Consider the following 18,280-nt stretch of genomic DNA (forward strand, 5'->3'; position numbering starts at 1 on the left):
CTTGTGGGGTGGGCGTCCCCAAGAACAGGCAAGATGCCTGTGCCACAAACAATGACTTTTCTTGTGGGGTGGGCGTCCCCAAGAACAGGCAAGATGCCTGTGCCACAAACAATGACTTTTCTTGTGGGGTGGGCGTCTCGCCCGCCCGTAGCAGGGTTGTTGCAAATGTTGCAAGATATCGTTTATTACCTACAGCCGCTGCTACAGCCATCCTCGTTGCTCTGACCGGTTGCGTTTCACCCACAGCCAGCAACACCGGCAGCACACCCTCACCCCCTGCTACAGCCAGTCCCGCAGCCACAAGCGGTCACAGCGGGAATCACGGCGGCAAGGGCGGGATTAACATCAATACTGCGCTGCTTTCCGAGTTAGATAAACTCGAAGCCAAGTTAGGAGTACCGGCACTTTCTAACAAAATTCAAGCCAGCCGTCCTTACGGGAAAGTCGAAGAATTGGTCTCAAAAAATGTCATTAGTCAACCCCAATTCGACGAAATTAAAGACATGGTGACTATTGAAGATGTCGTCCTCACAGGTGAAGCCAAAGATGTAGACTTCATGACTAAAATGGGATTGATGAAAGGGCATCTTATCGTAGCCAAAGAACTCTTGGATCAAGGCAAACCAGACCAGGCCGAACCTCACATCGGGCATCCAGTCGAAGAAATTTATGCCGATGTGGAAGATCAGCTAAACGAGCGTAAAATTCCCGAATTTAAGACTACTTTAATTAAATTGCAGGATTTAGTTAAAGCGGGTGCAAAAGACCCGGCTCAAGTGAATGCGGAATTTGACACATCAATGCAAGCAGTTGATGGAGCAATTGCCGCCCTTCCCGAAGCGCAGCGAAAAGATCCGAAATTCGTGCTGCAAGTGATTAACGGCTTGTTGGATACAGCTAATTCCGAATACGGAGCGGCAGTTGCTAACGGCAAAATTTCCGCAATTATTGAATACCAAGATTCGCGGGGTTTTGTGATGTACGCGGAAAACCTGTACAAAGATATCGCCGAACAAGTGGCTAAAACCAGCCCCGAAATTGACAAAGCAATTCTTGCCAACATGACTGAACTGAAGACAAATTGGCCAACTGCGATCGCACCCCCCGCCCCCGTAAAAACAACCGAAGAAGTCACCAAGCTAGTTAAAACTATCGAAAGCGACAGCCAAAAATTGCTCAAACCAGCATCCTAAAAATATTACTCTCATCAACATCGGTAATTGGTAAATAATCTGCCAATTACCTCCCTCATTAACTACTCCCATTCCTACCATAAAAAAATGAATTTTGGCGAAGCATTGCCCACATTTGTAATTACTCTCCGCGAAGGAGTCGAAGCCGCCTTAGTTGTCGGAATTGTTCTAGCTTGCCTCAAAAAATCAGGACAAAGTTATTTAAGTCCTTGGGTTTTCGGCGGTGTTGGAGTTGGACTGATTGCCAGCGCTTTGATAGGTGTACTGTTCGGCTGGACTATTCAAATTTTATCCACATCGAATCAGCCTTTTGCACCGATTATGGAGTCGCTGCTAGAAGGAATATTTGGGCTTGTGGCGATCGCAATGCTGAGCTGGATGCTGATTTGGATGACCAAACAAGCGCGATTTATGAAAGCCGAAGTTGAAGGCGCTGTGAGTGCCGCCTTAACCAAAAATTCTCATGCCGGCTGGGGCGTATTTAGTTTAGTTTTGATTGCCGTTTTACGCGAAGGATTTGAAACCGTTTTGTTTGTCGTCGCCAAGTTTCAACAAGGCATTATTCCAGCCCTCGGCGCTTTGGGAGGAATACTTTCAGCAGCCGGACTTGGTGTCCTGCTGTTTAAATGGGGAGTCAAAATTAATATCCGCCTATTTTTCAAATATATGGGCATTTTATTGCTCTTTATTGTAGCGGGTTTAGTGGTATCTACTTTGGGAATTTTTGACAGCGCGATGAATATTTTATCGCAAACAAACCGCGAATCAGCCGCACTGTGTTTCTATTACGAAAGATTTTCTAAAATCCACTCTTGCATTCTCGGGCCGATGGTCTGGAATACCTCGCAACTGCTCCCCGAAGAAAAGTTTCCCGGTTTGTTGTTGAGTGCGCTATTTGGCTACAGGGATAAGCTCTATGTCGTGCAGGCGATCGCCTATTTAATGTTTTTAGGTACTGTCGGCGGCATCTACTTCCAAAGTTTGGCAGGTCGAGTGTTTTTCCCGTTCAAAAAAAACTCAGGTAACGAAATAAGAAATTAAGTGCGATCGAAACGCGATCGGCTTTTTATTGGAAATGCAGGAGGCAGTTGTTTGTTGCTAATAACTAATGCGCCCATAAGTTAGAGCGCATTAGGAAATCAGCTATTTATTGATTGAAGGTAAAACGACCGTCAACTTTGTCTCCGTTCATATCCGCAGTCACTTTCACGGGGTAAGTTCCTGCATCTTTGCCGGGAAACACCACAGCGTAATGTTTGCCCTCAGCATCATACTTGAGAGCTAGGGTTTGCTGCTTTCCATTCGGCAACTGCACTTGAGCCGTAACTTTGGCGTTAGGAACTGGTTCCTTTTTCTCCCCTTTTTGCACAAAAACATCTAAATGAGTTCCGGTAGCTTCTTTTTCCGGTACAAACTCTAAATAGTAAGCTCCAGACTGCACAACTTGCCCCCCATTAGTTGCTTTTGCAGGAGCAGTGGCGGGAGCAGAAGACGCAGGTTGAGAGGCGACAGGAGGGGATGGTGGACTACTATTTGTATCGCTTGCTTGGTCGCCTTTACTGCAAGCTCCCAAAAACAGTAATCCGACACTACCTAGAACAATTAAATTTGACTTAAGCGATTTCATTGGTTTGACTCCTTGCTGACTGACAATAATTAGAAAATATCACACATTAACTACCTTGCCGTCTTCAATAACTGGCTGAGGTTGTTGAGGTCGTAAAAAATGCCCAAATTGAGCATACAAAGCTGGCAAAACTAACAGAGTCAAGGCAGTAGAAGTAAATAACCCTCCTAAAACTACGACTGACAGGGGTTGCAAAATTTCCTTGCCCGCCCCACCTTCAAAGACTAAAGGTGCTAAACCCAAAGCTGAAGTTAAAGCGGTCATCAGGATGGCGTTGAGCCTTTCCATCGAGCCTTTAATAATTGCTTCCTTAAAAGGCAGTCCTTCAGCAAATTTAGTGTTGTAGTTGTCTACTAAAAGCAAGCCGTTACGGGTAGCAACGCCGAATAATGTGACAAAGCCAACCAGGGAAGCTACAGAGATGATGCTGCCAGTCAAAGCTACGGCAATTACTCCTCCTACTAATCCGATCGGCAAATTAATCATAATCATAGCAGTTGAAGGAATTGACTTGACGGACAAGTACATCAATACTGTAATTACCAAAAAGGCGATCGCACTAAATATCATAATATTTTGCGAAGCTCTTTGTTCTGCTTCAAATTGACCGCCGTACTGGATAAAATAGCCAAAAGGCAACTGCACCTCTCGTTTGACTTTAGCTTGAATTTCATTCACAACCGATCGCAAATCCCTACCTTTAGCATTAGCCGCTGCCACAATCAAGCGAGAAACATTCTCGCGGTTAATCGTATTGGGCCCCGTACCGTATTTAACAGTCGCAACTTGGGCGAGGGGAATCTTGTTGCCGCTTGGAGTATCAACCAACAAATTCTGAATAGTTTCTAGGTTGTTTCTGGCTTCAGGCTGCAACCAAACAACTAAATCAAAAGTTTGCTGCACTTCCAAAACTTGAGAAACAACTTTGCCGTTTAAAGCTGTCTCAATTATTTCAGAAAGCTCTCCGATTTTCAAACCGTATCTACCCGCAGCTTGACGGTTAAACTTAATTTGAATTTGTGGCACTGGCACCTGCGGTTCGAGTTGCAAATCCACAATTCCCTCAACTGTTTTCATTTGCTCTTCAACTTTGGCACCGATGCTACGAAGTTGATCCAAATCCGGGCCAAAGATTTTGACAGCAATCTGACTCCTGACACCCGATAAAACCTCATCCATCCGGTGAGAAATAAAACCGCCGATATTTGGTGCAACTCCCGGCAATTTACCAAACTCCTGCCGCAGCGCTTCCAAAGTTTTCGGCCTGTTTTTCATGCCCTCCTCGCTTAAACCAATATCAATGTGAGCCAAATTGACTCCCGCAGCATCCGCATCTCCCGGAGCCCTGCCCGATCGCACTTGCACATATTGAAACCTGGTATCATCCTTAAGTGCATCTTCAATAGCAAAAGCCGCGCTATCTGTTGTCTCCAAAGACACCCCCGGATAAAGCATAATAGTATTCACCAAAGTTTGCTCCTGAAACTCTGGCAAAAACACCCGCCCAAAAGATGGCAAAATAATTAATGCAGCCACCATGCTAGCAGCAGCTAAAGCTAAAATAATCCCCGAATAGCGCATTGACAAATTTATCGAAAAATGATATATGCGCTTGCAAAATCTCGGCAACCAAGGTTCTCGTGAACTCATGCGTTTGGTAGGCAACAAGATAGCACAAAGGGCCGGAGATATTAACAGCGATTCCAGACTAGAAATCACAACAACTACCAAATAAGTAATCCCCATCGGCGTAAAAATTCGACCTTCTACACCGGGCAAAGTAAAAATAGGAGAAAACACCACAATACCAATAACAGTCGCTCCAATTAACGAATCGCGCACCTCCTGACTGCCATCAAAAATCACATCCATCACCGGGCGAGGATGAAGAGAAGACGTATTTTCTCTCAAGTTGCGGTAGGTATTTTCGGCATAGACGATCGCATCGTCGATCGCAGTGCCGATCGCCACCGACAAACCCCCCAGAGTCATCGTATTCAGCCCCAGCCCCAGCCAATACATCGCCAGCAGCCCGAACAGCCAAGTTAGGAAAAAATCGAGCAAAACAACCGTCAGAGTCCGCCAATTCATCAAAAACGGGATGAGAATCAGGGTGACTATGATACTACCTTCAACTAAAGCCGATCGCACATTCTCAACCGAGGAATTAATATATTCTTCCTGGCGGAAAGTCACAGTAACTTTAATATCTTTGGGCAGAGCTTGCTGCACCTCAGCCATTGCTGCCTCAACCGCTTTAGTTACCGTCGGAGTATCAGCAACTGGCTGCCTGTTTACCATCACAATCACAGCTTTTTTGCCGTTAAAACTGCCATCGCCCCGCTTGATTGCAGCACCAATCTTGACCTCAGCCACATCACTAATTCTGACGGGTGTGCCGTGGCGAGAGTCGATCGCCGATTGCTGCAAATCTTCCAGAGACTCAATCCGCCCCACCCCCCGGATTAAAGTTTCTCGATCCGGCGTAATTAAATACCCCCCCGGCGCGTTAACATTCGCAGCCGCAGCCGCTTCAGCTACTTGCTGCAACGACACATTAAAAGCTTTCAACTTGGCAGGTTCTACTAATACTTGATACTGCCTTTCTTCGCCGCCGTAAGCCACCACTTGAGCAACGCCTGTCACTGCCAAAAGGCGATTTGTGACTTGCCAATCAACCAGACGGCGCACTTCCATCAAAGGAGTAGTTTCCGAGGTAAAAGCATAGGTAATAACAGTCCCGACAGGAGAAGTTGTGGGAGAAATTTGCGGTGTTTCTACCCCAGCCGGGAGTTTGCTTTGAGCTTGCTGCAACCGTTCTGTTATCAACTGCCGCGCTTGATAAATTTCAGTTCCCCAATCAAAGATTACCTTAACCGAACAAAGGCCCACAGCGGAAGACGATCGGACTGCTGTCACCCCCGGAGTTCCATTAATCGCACTTTCTATTGGCAGTGTTACCAAAGACTCGATTTCTTCCGGCGCGAGCCCCGGTGCTTCCGTCTGAATTTCGACTTGCGGGGGTGCAAAAGGAGGGAAGACATCAAGGGACATTTTGGGGATGATATACAATGTCCACAGACTAACAATAATGGTGGCGACAACGACTAGCCAGCGGCGGTTAATTACCCATCTCAGAATAGTGCTGAACATTTTATAATTTTATAGAGGTGATGACTACCAGCCACCGTTGGGCGATCGACTATTTAACAATAAAATTTAGCAGATATTAAAGGCTCCGGCTGCCGTAGCTTTTCCCCCGATTCCTTGGCTGAACAGTGTTAAATAGCCATTCTATTTAGCTTGACACCCAAAAATGAAATTAGGATGAAATCTTTTAACTTCCAACCCGGATTCATAAGTCATGTAAAATCTAAAATCTGAAATCTAAAATCTAAAATGATATAACCTGTCTTGCTATTTTTGACAAGGCAGCTTACAACAATACTCACATCTTGCACCATTCTCCATTACTTGTTTAGGAACAGGCAAGATGCCTGTTCCACAAGAAAAGTCATTCTTTGTGGAACGGGCATCTTGCCCGTTCTTGACAATGGTGCAAGATATCAGAATAGTTATTATGCAAGCACCAAAACACTACTCACAAACTCTAGAAAGCATTGGCGAAATAGACTACAATCCTGTACCACCAAAGCGATCAGAACGGGCGATCGTGCGCGCTCAGTTCAAAGGGCGTAAAAAACCTATGCCGTATATTTTCGATGAAGAACGATCGTAGAGCCTTTCTGGGTGCAGGTAAATTAATCAACTATTTTGCAAAATTGCGATGCACCCTTTTGACTTACTTCAAAAAGATGAACTTGCCATTATTTCCATCTACATCCATCTTGATTTGAGCAATGTAAAACTGGCTCTGTAGAACTTCACCTTCAGGGGTAAAGGCAATTTGACCGAGAGGGGTATTGTACTTTCCAGCTAGGATTTGCTGATTCAGCTTTGTGCGTAACTCTGCCAATGACAACGCGCTGAGTTTAGTTTTACTATCCAAAGCTTTCAAGGCTTCCACGAATACTTGTACGGCAGTGAAGGCTTGAGCACTAAACTGCGGTGGTTCCTTCTTGTTTTGCTTTACATAAGCATCGCGGAAGGCAGCATTGATTTCGCCGGGGGCTTGGGGACTATAGGCTTGAGCAATGATAATACCATCGCAGAGTGCTTGACACACCGAGAAGATATTAGACGTGTTCAAACCATTGCCGCCAACGATGGTACCTTGATAACCCAGTTCCCGCAGTTGCCGGATCGAGTTACCTCCATCCGCTGCCAATCCTGAAATAACAACTAAGTCGGGTTGGAGAGCGAGTGCATTACCAATTTGAGCTTGGAAGTCCGTGTCAGTAGTTTGGAACTTTTGGACGGTGACGATATCCAGCCCTTGGTTTTTAATCGCTTGCTGGAAAATTTCTGTCTCCGATGTCGTGAAAGCGTCATTTTGAGCATAAAAGACAGCGACTTTTTTAATCTTAGGATTAAGCTTAAGCGCTGCCTTTACTGCATTGGGAGCTACAAGCGAAATAGGTGCAGAGACACGCGCAATATACTCACCAATCTCAGGAATCCCTTTGGCAGTATTCGATGCGCCCATGACTGGCACTTTTGCTCGTTCTGCGATTGGATTGGCACTAAATGCCTGCTGAGAAGACGATGGCCCAACAATGCCAACCACTCGATCTTGATTAATTAGAGTTTGGAAGGCGTTGATGGCTCCTGCTTCATCTCCTCCAGTGTCTTGAAACACCATTTTAATAGGAGTACCATTAACACCTCCTCTGTCGTTGAAATATTTCTCAGCAATTTTGGCACCAGCCACGGATTCCTGAGCTAAAAGAGCATAGTTGCTGGTTTGCGAGAATGCTGCTCCAATTGGAAGGGCAGTGGCTGGTGTATTGCTCGGAGTATTAGTGGTGGTGGTGGTAGGTTGATTGGTTTGACTGCAAGCAACAACCAGTACAAAAGTGATGAACGAGGTGAGAATGTGAGTAAAGATACTTTTCTTAAACATCTTAGGACTTCCGCAGTAAGTATGTGCAACTACAATAGTCCTGAACATTTAGTTAGGTAATTGGTAATTGGTAATTCTATCTTACTCCGAACTTTCGCCAACTGGGATAAGGCGAAACTAGCCAGCGGCGGTTAATTACTCATCTAAGAATAGTGCTGAACATTTAATAATTTGGGAATTGGGAATTGGGCATTGGGCATTGGGCATTGGGAATTGGGAATTGGGCATTGGGCATTGGGCATTGATAAAAACAGCTATCCGTCTATCCGTGACTTCCGTGTCGTGCTGTTACTTTAAACTCTTGACCGAAAGCATCCAGGATACAAGCCCCCGGATTCATTCCGAAAGCAGACTCAGAAACCAGAAATAAAAAACCTGTATCCGATGAAACTTGCCCCCCGACTTTATCTCGCGCAAGTCAATGCTTCAATTCTAAAATCTAAAATCTAAAATCTAAAATCGATTGACTTCTGTCTCTGCATTTTTAACGTGATGGTTGTTATTGTGTAACAGCAATTCATCGTCCCAGGTCGATGTTGAGGGGGAAAAACCATTATTTGCAGCATTGTTTCCAGAATCCGCTGCTATTGCTGGCAATTTGCGCCGATTTCCCCACAACACGCCGGCTGTGAAAGTCAGGGATGCGATCGCAACTCCTCCCCCTATTGCCGCCCACCATAAAGACACGGGTAAATTATTAAAATTAACCTCTGTTGCCTTGGGAGTTGCGTCTTTCTTTGCCTCGTCTTTTGATGGCTTGCTGGGTCCCCGCAAAGATTGTGCGTAAAGTTGAGGTGCTCGCTGCGTTACTATCAAATCTCCCTCGAATAAACCCCTCTTCACTTCAACTAAATCTCCGGCCGTTTGACCGAGTTCAATTTCAACCGCTTGATAAGCATTACCATTTTGGACGTAAACGGTTTTTTTCCCGCTAACATCCACTACCGCCGCACTCGGAATTGCTAAAATATTTGTGGCAGTTTTGTCTGTTGAAATCTCCAACTCCGCAAACAGTCCTGGCTTTAATTCGCCGTTAATATTATCTAGTTCTGCTTTCACCGGCACCACCCGCGTTTCTCCTGACACGGATGACCCAATTAAGGCGATTTTTCCCTTGAAAGTGCGATCGGGTAAATTAGCGACTTTTACCCTGACTTCCTGACCCTGTTTTACTTGATTCAGGTCTTTTTCGTAAATATTGGCTGTGGCAAAAACGCGGCTGTCATTTAACAGACTCATCAACGGTTTTTCAGCGTTTACTGACTCTCCTGGGGTGATTTCGCGATCGGCTACAGTCCCCGAAATCGGAGCAACTACGGTAACGAGTCCTCGATCGTTGGCAACCGTTCCTAATTGTTGCAGTCGCGCTTGATAGGCTGCGTCAGCCAAGCGAATGCGCGATTGAGCGACTTCGACGGCAGTTTTGCCGCGTTTGAGTTGGTTCTCGGCTTCTAGGACTTCCCGGCGGCTCTGAGCTCTGGTAAGTTGAGCTTTTGCTTCTGCTACTCCGCCTTGAGATTCCCGCAATTCCCGCATGGGCAGGTCTACTTCGGCTTGTTTAATTTCGGTTTGGGCTTTGATAACTTCAGGACGGCTTTTTGCCTTAGCAAGAGCAGCTTTTGCTTCTGCGAAGTGGGCTTGCGATTCCAGCATTGTGCGCCGCGCGATCGCCCCAGATGCCACTAATTCTTTGTCGCGATCGAACTGTTCTTTAGCAATAGTTAATTCTGTTTCTGCCCGCGCTATTTCGGCTTGCGCTATTTCAACTTGACGCTGATAGTTTTCTTTAGCGGCTTGCACCACGGAACGATTATTTACTAATTCTTGTTCTCGCTGGTACTGCTTAGTTACCGCTGTTAATTGGGTTTGGGCTTGGGCGATTTCGGCGGCGGATATTTGACTTTGGCGATCGTAATTTTCTCGTGCCAGTTTGAGATCGCCTTCCGCTTGCTGCAAATCTGCCTCCGCTTCGGCACGTTTCGAGAGAGATTCAACCCGCAATTGTCCTAATTCTGAACTCGATAAAACCGCAAGCGGTTGACCTTTTGATACTTTGTCCCCAGGCTTAACCAGTAACTCTACTACTTTGCCAGCAACAGGAGCCGTTACTTCGACTTTTTGGTTGGGCAAAGTTTCAATTTGTCCAGTGGTTTTAATGCCGATATCTAGTCGCTGGCGGGCGGCTGGGGAGATTTTAATTCCTAACCGTTTTGCTGTTTCGGCATCCACAGAAATAGCAGCAGGAGTTTGAGGTGTTTCGCTGCTTTGGTGAAATTCATTTCCGTGGCCAGCGTGGGCAAAAACAGCGGCGGGAGAACTTAGCAAAATTAGGCTGAACAAAATTCCCGAAAAGCTGCTAATAATTGCCGGACATTGAGCATATTTGTGGAATATCATCGTTGGCATTGTCCTTGAAATCAGGTTGAGTGCCACAGGTTTAGCGGTTGGTATTTTGCCAAGGTAAGTAAGTGATACCCATTAAGTAAACTTACTTATTAGCATTTTCCAAGAAGCGACCGCTAAGCAATGACCGAGAGCTAGAAATGCTCTACTCAACCTAGTATTTCACGGTCAAATGAAATTAGGATGAAATTTCGCCTCAGCAGCCCAGATACCCACCGGCTGCTAAAATACCCATATAAGTTGCGCCTAATGACAAGCGATTTGGCTGTAGATTTTTTGCCGGTTTTTTTATCTCTGCTGGCGCTGCAATTTCGTTGGTCAATGCGCTCACTAGCTCATCTACGGCTGCATTTGATTTATAAGTGGTGTTTAATTCCAAGGTATTCAATATCATAAACTACCCTCTCTATCTATCTAGCTTTTTGCTGACCTATCTACTACTTTAGAGGTATGGCTGAGCAATTGTCTACAGTATTCTTACGTAACTTTCTACTACTTTAGAGCTAGGGCGGCTCAATTATCTACAGTCTGTGTAGGTACTCTCAGGAAACTGAGGTGGAGTCAGACCAATGCTGACAGCCACAGTCAAGCTACATTACTTTGTCTACCAAGGTTGTCGCCACTTTTTCATTTGCTCAATTTCTTGCTTTTGTGAACCAAGTATTTTCTTAACTATCGAGCTACTGTGATTAAGGTCACTCATTTTCGTGATTGTGGTCACGTTTTGTTGAGGTGAGCTAAATTAGTTTTTGTACCAAGCTTGCCGCCACTGTTTCATTTGCTCAATTTCTTGCTTTTGCGAAGTCAGAATTTCTTGAGACAATTTCTTCATTTCCGGGCGTTTTGACTTCTTCAAAGCATCTTGGGCCATCACTAAAGCTCCTTCGTGGTGAGGAATCATCGCATTGATAAATCGCAAGTCAAATTGGTCGTCAGCCGCCCCTAAATCCATGCTCATCATCATGTTTTGCATTTGTTCGGGAGTCATGGCCATCATGTGACCCATTGGAGCGTGATAAGCCATCGGCGTACTGCTGGCTTTGGGATACCAAGTTTTTCGCCACTCTTTCATTTGATTTATTTCGCGGTTTTGAGCAGCAATAATGTTATTTGCAAGCTTTTTCATTTCGGGGCGTTTTGATTTGTTAAGCACATCTTTTGCCATGTTTACAGCACCTTGATGGTGTACTGTCATCCCATCAATAAACCGCAAATCGTAGTCGGCATCAGCAGGGCCTAAATCCATTGACATATTGTGATTCATGCCAGGATTCATGCCAGGATTCATGCCAGGATTCATGCCAGGATTCATGCCACCGCCTTGTACCACGTCTTGCTTGTTGTTTGCTTCGGTTGCAGCCGTAACATTTGGGGCGGGAGTTTCACTGGAAGGGGCTTTGGAACAAGCTGCAAGCACTCCACTGGTTAAAGCGGCTGTGGCGGTCAACATCAGCGCTGTAAAGCCTGTTTTTAATGAAATTGGTTTCATAGAGCTTATATCCTTAAAACGGCTATTTATCTTCAGCTTTCCACATATAAATGAAATTAGGATGAAATTTTTGCTGCGAACTTGTAAAGAATTATTGCTCTGCAGTCGATCGCACTCAAATTTAAGATTTACACAACTCACAACCTAATTATGTAGGGTGCACAGTGCGCGCCTTACCCCTATGGGTAGCGTGTCAAACCAGTTTTTTCATAATTCCTGATTTATTTTGCAATTCCCCTTGACTCTCCTGTGGACTGGAGACTTTACAATGGAGTTAATTCATTGATTGAGCAGAGTAGTTTCTGCTGAGGTTCAAATTATGACTTTACAGCTAAAAGTGCCTAAGATGGCTTGTTCTGCTTGTGCGACTACAATCACAAAAGCAGTCCAAGCCATTGACTCAGCCTCAACCGTTGAGGCGGATCTCAAGACAAAATTGGTCACGATTCAAACCGCTAAGTCAGAAAGTGAAGTTAGGAAAGCGATCGCATCGGCGGGCTATCCAACAAGTCAATTTTAGATTTTAGATTTTAGATTTTAGATTTACTTGCAGCTTTGAATCTGGGAGATTTAACAAGAGTCTAAAATTTTTGATTCTCCACGACAGGAGTACGTCGCACGTTATCCGTTTTTAGGCGAGGTCAATCGATTTTAGATTTTAGATTTTAGATTTTAGATTGAAGCATTGACTTGCGCGAGATAAATTCGGGAGGCAAGTTTCATCGGATACACGTTTTTTATTTCTGGGTCCTGAGTGTGCGAAGGAATGAATCCGGGGGCTTGTATCCTGGGTGCTTTCGGTCCTTTGAAGACATAAGGTAACTTTATAATTTAGGAGGGCATCTATGGACAATCTCACACTTAAATTGCGGGGCATGAGTTGTGCTTCTTGTGCTTCCTCTATCGAACAAGCAATTCAATCTGTTCCCGGCGTAATTGAGTGTCATGTCAATTTTGGGATGGAACAAGCAACCATCCAATACGACTCCAAGCAAACCAACTTAGAAACAATTCAATCTGCTGTTGATGATGCGGGATACCAAGCTTTGCCGCTTCAAGAAATGGCGGCGACAGAGGATGATTCCGAACAAGCCGATCGCAAATCTGAATCTCAAACCTTGCAGCGGAAACTCTGGACAGCAGGTATCATCAGCATCCTGCTAGTTGTGGGCGCTATTCCAGCGATGACCGGCTTGCACCTGCCATTTATTCCCGCGTGGCTGCACAATTATTGGCTGCAATTAGTCCTGACATCACCCGTACAATTTTGGTGCGGCAAATCGTTTTATGTGGGAGCTTGGAAATCCCTAAAACGGCGTGTAGCAACAATGGATACCCTGATTGCCTTGGGTACAAGTGCTGCTTACTTTTATTCTGTATTTGTGACATTTTTCCCAGGTTTATTCACAGCCAAAGGTTTAAATCATGGCGTTTACTACGAAGTTGCTGCCAGCGTTATCGCCTTAATTTTGTTGGGGAAAACCCTAGAAAATCGGGCGAAGGGAGAGACTTCCGAAGCCATTCGCAAACTCATGGGTTTGCAAGCAAAAACTGCTCGGATAATTCGCAACGGGGAAGAGTTGGAAGTGCCGATCGCCCAAGTGGAAATTGGCGATGTCGTGCAGGTGCGGCCGGGAGAGCAAATCCCCGTAGATGGAGAGGTAATTGAGGGTGCTTCGACGGTAGACGAAGCAATGGTTACGGGAGAAAGTTTGCCTGTCAAAAAGCACCTTGGCGACGAAGTTATCGGAGCCACAATTAACAAAACTGGCAGTTTCAAGTTTCGGGCGACAAGAGTTGGCAAAGATACATTTTTAGCTCAAATTGTCAAGATGGTGCAGGACGCACAGGGTTCAAAAGCACCAATCCAAAAGTTAGCAGACCAAGTGACTGGTTGGTTTGTTCCTGTAGTAATTGCCGTCGCTTTAGCTACTTTTATTATCTGGTTTAACGCGACTGGAAATATCACTTTAGCAACCGTAACAATGGTGGAAGTGCTGATTATTGCCTGTCCCTGTGCTTTGGGTTTGGCGACTCCGACTGCTGTGATGGTGGGAACTGGGAAAGGTGCAGAAAATGGGATTTTAATTAAAGGAGCCGAAAGTTTAGAATTGGCTCACCAAATCGAAATTATCGTGTTAGATAAAACGGGAACTCTCACAGAAGGCAAGCCGACTATAACTGATTTTGTGACAATTAAAGGAACGGCGAACAGCAATGAGTTAAAGTTGCTGCAATTGGCTGCGTCTGTAGAACGAAATTCGGAGCATCCTTTGGGGGAAGCTGTTGTTAGATACGCTCAATCTCAAGAGGTTAATTTGACGGATGTTAAGAATTTTGAGGCGATCGCCGGGAGTGGTGTTCGCGGGGTTGTAGGCGGAAAGTCGATCGCCCTGGGAACGCTGAGGTGGATGCAGGAACTCGGTTGCGATACTGAATATCTGGAACTGCGCGCCAGAGCTTTGGAAGCTGCGAGCAAAACGGTTGTTTGGATGGCTGTAGAGGGCAAAATAGAGGCAATTCTGGGCATTGCGGATGCCCTCAAACCCTCGTCAGCGCAGGCGGTGAAAGCGCTTCAAAAACTCGGTTTGGAGGTGGCGATGCTGACTGGAGATAATCGCGCGACTGCGGAGTCGATCGCCCAATCCGTAGGCATTACTCGCGTTTTTGCCGAAGTTAGACCCGACCAAAAAGCAGCTCAAATCCAAGCCCTGCAACGGGAAGGAAAAATTGTCGCGATGGTGGGAGACGGGATTAACGATGCACCGGCTTTGGCCGCTTCAGACGTGGGAATTGCGATCGGCACCGGCACAGATGTGGCGATCGCAGCCAGCGACATTACCTTAATTTCAGGAGATTTGCAAGGCATAGTTACTGCAATTAAACTTTCCCGCGCCACCATGCGGAACATCCGCGAAAATCTGTTTTTTGCGTTTATTTACAACATCGCTGGAATCCCGATCGCGGCGGGCATTTTGTTCCCCATTTTTGGCTGGCTGCTAAATCCAATTATCGCCGGTGCAGCAATGGCTTTCAGTTCAGTCTCTGTAGTTACTAATGCTTTGCGATTGCGAAATTTTAAAGCCAAATCTAGTGCATAAATTTAGTCATCAGTCATTAGTCATTAGTCATCAGTCATCAGTCATCAGTCATTAGTCAACAGTCAACAGTCAACAGTCAACAGTCAACAATGACGGACGGTGCAACCGGAATCGATATCAGGCGTGGAATACGCACCCTCCCCCGATTTATAAACGAAACTCTCTTGTATAAACTAGGAGAAATTTAAAAAATGTTGAACCAGCGCCAAATCTTAGGAAGCCTCGGAAGTTTAGGAATTATGCTCGGAATTGCATCGGGAGTTCGAGCAAATCAAATCTCAACTCATCCTGCAAAATCAACAGCTCAATTTCGGCATATCGAACAGCCGTTAAGTTTAAAAATAGGCGTAACAGCAGCCGGACTGACATTAATTGGTTTAGAATTATGGTGGTTTTTGTTCAGTAAAAAGCCAGCTAAAACCAAGTAAACTTTGCAAAGGCGGTTTTTTCCAGCGAGATATCGCTAAAATTGAGGAAGCTTAAAAAATTTGGAGTGAGCTAAATGCAACTACTACACACGATGCTCCGAGTCGGCAACCTGGAAGAGTCCCTCACATTTTACACCGAGGTTCTGGGCATGAAATTGCTGCGACAAAAGGACTATCCAGACGGTAAATTTACTCTGGCTTTTGTGGGCTACGGCGATGAATCCGACACTACAGTTTTGGAATTAACATACAACTGGGGCGTCACAGAGTACAATTTGGGGGATGCTTACGGTCATATTGCGATCGGCGTTGACGACATTTACGGTACTTGCGAAGAAATTAAAGCTCGCGGTGGTAAAGTTAGTCGGGAACCCGGCCCGATGAAGCACGGTTCAACTGTCATCGCTTTTGTACAAGACCCAGATGGATATAAAGTTGAATTAATTCAACTGCAAAATCCACGCGACTAGAAAGAAACCGGGTTTCTGCGATAATTTTGGCATCCTCATCGAGACTTGGTGAAGAAACCCGGTTTCTGACTCCCAATGGGAACCAATTATTAAAGTTTAGGGTTTCTTTTTGGGAGATTGGGGAGGTTGGGGAGATTTTAAGATGTTGTCCTTCCCCATTTTATCAACGATTAAGTCGCTGATAATCTGAGCTCCGTGGGATGTAAAGTGCAAGCCGTCATTATTTTTCACATAGCCTCGCTTACCCGATTTATTAGCAACTACTGGAACAAATTTTCCTCCTTGTCCAAAGGTCTCCCAAGTAGAAATAAATTCGATTTTGGCTGAAGATTTGCTGGCAGTTTTATAAATATTGTTCATGATGGGAAAAGCTTTGAGATACGAAGATTTGTTAGGCATCGATTGACCGACCCAATACACTTTTCTCACGGATGACGAATCAAGTAAATTTGCATATCTTTCAACTCTTTCTTGATAAGCTTTTTGCCATTCTTTGGTCATAACAGCCCAGCCTTTTCCTTGAGAATCAATGATATTTTGACGGTCATTGGTTCCAAACATAACTATCACTACATCCGGCTGGTAATTATTAATAATTTGGCGAGTTCTGGCATACCAATCATAATAATCTATCCGATTTAATCCGGTCGAGACCTTGTAGTCTATTTTCGTATCGGCGATATTGTATTTTGTCTTAAGAGTGTACTGGAGTTGAATTCCTAAGTCGAACATTACGGAATCTCCAATAAATAAAAATCTGCGATAAGGTCTGGTCAGTTTAGGTTTGGCTGGGGTTGGTTTTTTAGCTGGGGTTGGTTTTTTAGCATTAGCAGGCTTTGGGGGTTCAACGGCGGCTTTTGTTTCGGTTGTGACAGGAGGAATTTCTGATTCTTTGGGGAGGCTATCGAAGTTAATATCTTTAATTTTGCTCCAAAAAGCTTGTTCGGATTTTCTGAAACCGTCTATTTCGATCTGGCGCGCTGCTTCTTTGATTTCTGGACTGGCGAAAGGAGTTGAAGCAAAGCTTTTTAGAAATAATGATAAGTTTGAAAATATTAAAGTGAGAATTACAGAAGTAACAATCAGCAAAATTTCCCGGTCTTTCATATTTCTTAGAAATTAAAGTAAATAAAAGGCGGCATGGTACTCGGCCCCAACATCAAGATAGTATACACGAGCAGTGAAACTAAGACAACCCGAAAGAAAATGTTTTTTAATGACAATACGGTTTGCAATAGTTTCGCGATGCGATCGCCCCACCAGTTGATCGCGCCAATGACTGCAATTACTAAATACAATTGCCAAAAGTTAAATTGAAAAGTGGCTACCGCAGGATGGACAATTCCTTGAAAAAAACTCACCGCCGTTTCCCAGTTGGGAGTGCCGAAAAATACCCAGCTACAAGTAACAAAAGTAAATGTTAGCAGCCAACTGCAAAATTTAGCAAATCTGGGAAAGGCATAGTCTAACTTAAAGTGGATAGATTGGGGGATATCTTTACATAAATGGTTGACAATTAATCCTAAACCGTGAATTGCTCCCCAGAAAATAAAGTTTAAACCGGCGCCGTGCCAAAATCCGCCGATCGCCATTGTCATCAGTAAATTTAGGTACTTCCTCAACTTGCCGTATTTGTTGCCGCCAAAGGGAAAGTAAACGTAATCCCTCAGCCACTCGGAAAGACTGATGTGCCACCTTTTCCAAAATTCTTGCAGGCTCAGCGATCGGTATGGCATATTAAAGTTGGCAATGGGTTTAAAACCCAGCAAACAGGAGATGCCGTTGGCTAAATCCGAGTAGCCGCTGAAATCTACGTAAATTAGACAGGAATAGGAAATTGCCGCGAGGATTAAATCGATGCTGCTGTACTGCTGGGGGACTTTGAATGGCAAGTCAGTGAAGTTAAACAAAAAGCTCGATAAAGTATATTTTTTGAAGAGCCCCGACAAAATCAAAACTATAACTTCTTCAATTTTATAGTCGTATTTTTCCGGTGAATTTAGCTGCCCGTAAAATTCGCGAACTCGCGAGATTGGCCCGGAGGCAATTTGCGGAAAGTAGGTAATGTAGGCGGCATAGTCTACAAATTTCGGACAAGGGATTTTTTGCTGGTAGCAGTCGATTAAATGAGAAATCATTCTAAAAGTGTAGAACGACACGCCGACGGGGGCGATTATTTGCAAAACGGGAAAGTTGGCGGGAATTTGTAGCTGGTTAAGTACCTCAAATAAAGAAGTTACAAAGAAGTTGCAATATTTAAAGATGCCGAGATAGCCAATGTTGAAAATTAGACCGGAGATTAAAGCAATTTTTTTATACTTACTGTTGCCGATCACCCGGAGAATGATATAATTGTAGACTGTAGAGAAAATGAGGAGTAAGAGAAAGTCAAAGCTCCAAAAGGAATAAAATAATAAACTAGAAGCTAACAAGACAATTTTATACAAATCGACTTGGGGTTTCACCGAGACGATCAGGCTAAAAATAATTAGGAAAAATACTAAAAATTGGTAAGTGGGAAATAGCATAAATCTCAGTCGCTAAAA

General features: G+C 44.6%; 16 protein-coding genes. 8 read left to right on the top strand and 8 right to left on the bottom strand.

The genetic code is table 11. The annotated features are described in order from the left end of the window. Positions 1 to 8: 8 nt before the first annotated feature. Positions 9 to 1,193, top strand: coding sequence for a helix-hairpin-helix domain-containing protein (locus QUA16_RS13190; RefSeq protein WP_333103826.1), 1,185 nt, complete (start codon positions 9 to 11; stop codon positions 1,191 to 1,193). Positions 1,194 to 1,280: 87 nt separating this feature from the next. Further along, entirely contained in the window at positions 1,281 to 2,234 is a 954-nt protein-coding gene (locus QUA16_RS13195; RefSeq protein ID WP_333103819.1) for an FTR1 family protein, read from the top strand. Between the two features lie 106 nt (positions 2,235 to 2,340). Here the strand turns inward: QUA16_RS13195 and QUA16_RS13200 are convergent, their stop codons facing one another. Both QUA16_RS13200 and QUA16_RS13205 read right to left on the bottom strand, forming a co-directional pair. Next, on the bottom strand, positions 2,341 to 2,820 hold the full coding sequence (locus QUA16_RS13200; protein ID WP_333103818.1) for a hypothetical protein: 480 nt from the start codon (positions 2,818 to 2,820) through the stop codon (positions 2,341 to 2,343). Positions 2,821 to 2,859: 39 nt separating this feature from the next. Then, positions 2,860 to 5,973 (bottom strand): efflux RND transporter permease subunit, encoded by a 3,114-nt coding sequence (locus QUA16_RS13205; protein WP_333103817.1) that lies wholly within the window; start codon positions 5,971 to 5,973, stop codon positions 2,860 to 2,862. A gap of 340 nt (positions 5,974 to 6,313) precedes the next feature. Here QUA16_RS13205 and QUA16_RS13210 point away from each other — a divergent pair, with 340 nt between their 5' ends. After that, complete coding sequence (locus QUA16_RS13210) at positions 6,314 to 6,559, top strand: hypothetical protein (protein WP_333103816.1); 246 nt, start codon at positions 6,314 to 6,316, stop codon at positions 6,557 to 6,559. Between the two features lie 63 nt (positions 6,560 to 6,622). On the opposite strand, the gene QUA16_RS13215 is transcribed toward QUA16_RS13210, so the two are convergent. Then, on the bottom strand, positions 6,623 to 7,843 hold the full coding sequence (locus tag QUA16_RS13215) for an ABC transporter substrate-binding protein (protein WP_333103815.1): 1,221 nt from the start codon (positions 7,841 to 7,843) through the stop codon (positions 6,623 to 6,625). Positions 7,844 to 8,014: 171 nt separating this feature from the next. Between QUA16_RS13215 and QUA16_RS13220 the strand changes: the two genes are divergently transcribed. Further along, positions 8,015 to 8,140: a hypothetical protein gene (locus QUA16_RS13220; protein ID WP_333103814.1), complete on the top strand. Its 126-nt coding sequence runs from the start codon at positions 8,015 to 8,017 to the stop codon at positions 8,138 to 8,140. Positions 8,141 to 8,296: 156 nt separating this feature from the next. Here QUA16_RS13220 and QUA16_RS13225 read toward each other — a convergent pair whose 3' ends face one another. From QUA16_RS13225 to QUA16_RS13235, 3 genes are all read right to left on the bottom strand, one after another. After that, positions 8,297 to 10,249: an efflux RND transporter periplasmic adaptor subunit gene (locus tag QUA16_RS13225; protein WP_445252166.1), complete on the bottom strand. Its 1,953-nt coding sequence runs from the start codon at positions 10,247 to 10,249 to the stop codon at positions 8,297 to 8,299. Positions 10,250 to 10,442: 193 nt separating this feature from the next. Continuing rightward, positions 10,443 to 10,640, bottom strand: coding sequence for a hypothetical protein (locus QUA16_RS13230; RefSeq protein WP_333103813.1), 198 nt, complete (start codon positions 10,638 to 10,640; stop codon positions 10,443 to 10,445). A 348-nt stretch (positions 10,641 to 10,988) separates the two neighbouring features. After that, on the bottom strand, positions 10,989 to 11,735 hold the full coding sequence (locus tag QUA16_RS13235; protein ID WP_333103812.1) for a DUF305 domain-containing protein: 747 nt from the start codon (positions 11,733 to 11,735) through the stop codon (positions 10,989 to 10,991). A gap of 319 nt (positions 11,736 to 12,054) precedes the next feature. On the opposite strand from QUA16_RS13235, the gene QUA16_RS13240 reads away from it, so the two are divergent. The 4 genes from QUA16_RS13240 to gloA all read left to right on the top strand — a co-directional run bounded on the left by QUA16_RS13240 (position 12,055) and on the right by gloA (position 15,734). Next, positions 12,055 to 12,255 carry a heavy-metal-associated domain-containing protein gene (locus QUA16_RS13240; RefSeq protein ID WP_333103811.1) on the top strand — a complete coding sequence of 67 codons (201 nt, stop codon included), beginning with the start codon at positions 12,055 to 12,057 and terminating at the stop codon, positions 12,253 to 12,255. A 325-nt stretch (positions 12,256 to 12,580) separates the two neighbouring features. After that, positions 12,581 to 14,836 (top strand): heavy metal translocating P-type ATPase, encoded by a 2,256-nt coding sequence (locus QUA16_RS13245; RefSeq protein ID WP_333103810.1) that lies wholly within the window; start codon positions 12,581 to 12,583, stop codon positions 14,834 to 14,836. 191 nt (positions 14,837 to 15,027) lie between these two features. Further along, positions 15,028 to 15,264 (top strand): hypothetical protein, encoded by a 237-nt coding sequence (locus tag QUA16_RS13250; protein ID WP_333103809.1) that lies wholly within the window; start codon positions 15,028 to 15,030, stop codon positions 15,262 to 15,264. A gap of 74 nt (positions 15,265 to 15,338) precedes the next feature. Next, positions 15,339 to 15,734, top strand: a complete 396-nt coding sequence (gene gloA / locus QUA16_RS13255; RefSeq protein ID WP_333103808.1) for a lactoylglutathione lyase — start codon at positions 15,339 to 15,341, stop codon at positions 15,732 to 15,734. Between the two features lie 96 nt (positions 15,735 to 15,830). On the opposite strand, the gene QUA16_RS13260 is transcribed toward gloA, so the two are convergent. Together QUA16_RS13260 and QUA16_RS13265 are read right to left on the bottom strand one after the other, a co-directional pair. After that, positions 15,831 to 16,841 carry a DUF459 domain-containing protein gene (locus QUA16_RS13260; protein WP_333103807.1) on the bottom strand — a complete coding sequence of 337 codons (1,011 nt, stop codon included), beginning with the start codon at positions 16,839 to 16,841 and terminating at the stop codon, positions 15,831 to 15,833. Between the two features lie 5 nt (positions 16,842 to 16,846). After that, the gene (locus tag QUA16_RS13265) at positions 16,847 to 18,262 is read right to left on the bottom strand and encodes an MBOAT family O-acyltransferase (protein ID WP_333103806.1); all 1,416 of its coding nucleotides are present in this window, start codon (positions 18,260 to 18,262) and stop codon (positions 16,847 to 16,849) included. Positions 18,263 to 18,280 lie beyond the last annotated feature (18 nt).

This window comes from Microcoleus sp. S13_C3, from assembly GCF_036700905.1.
Classification (GTDB): domain Bacteria; phylum Cyanobacteriota; class Cyanobacteriia; order Cyanobacteriales; family Microcoleaceae; genus Microcoleus.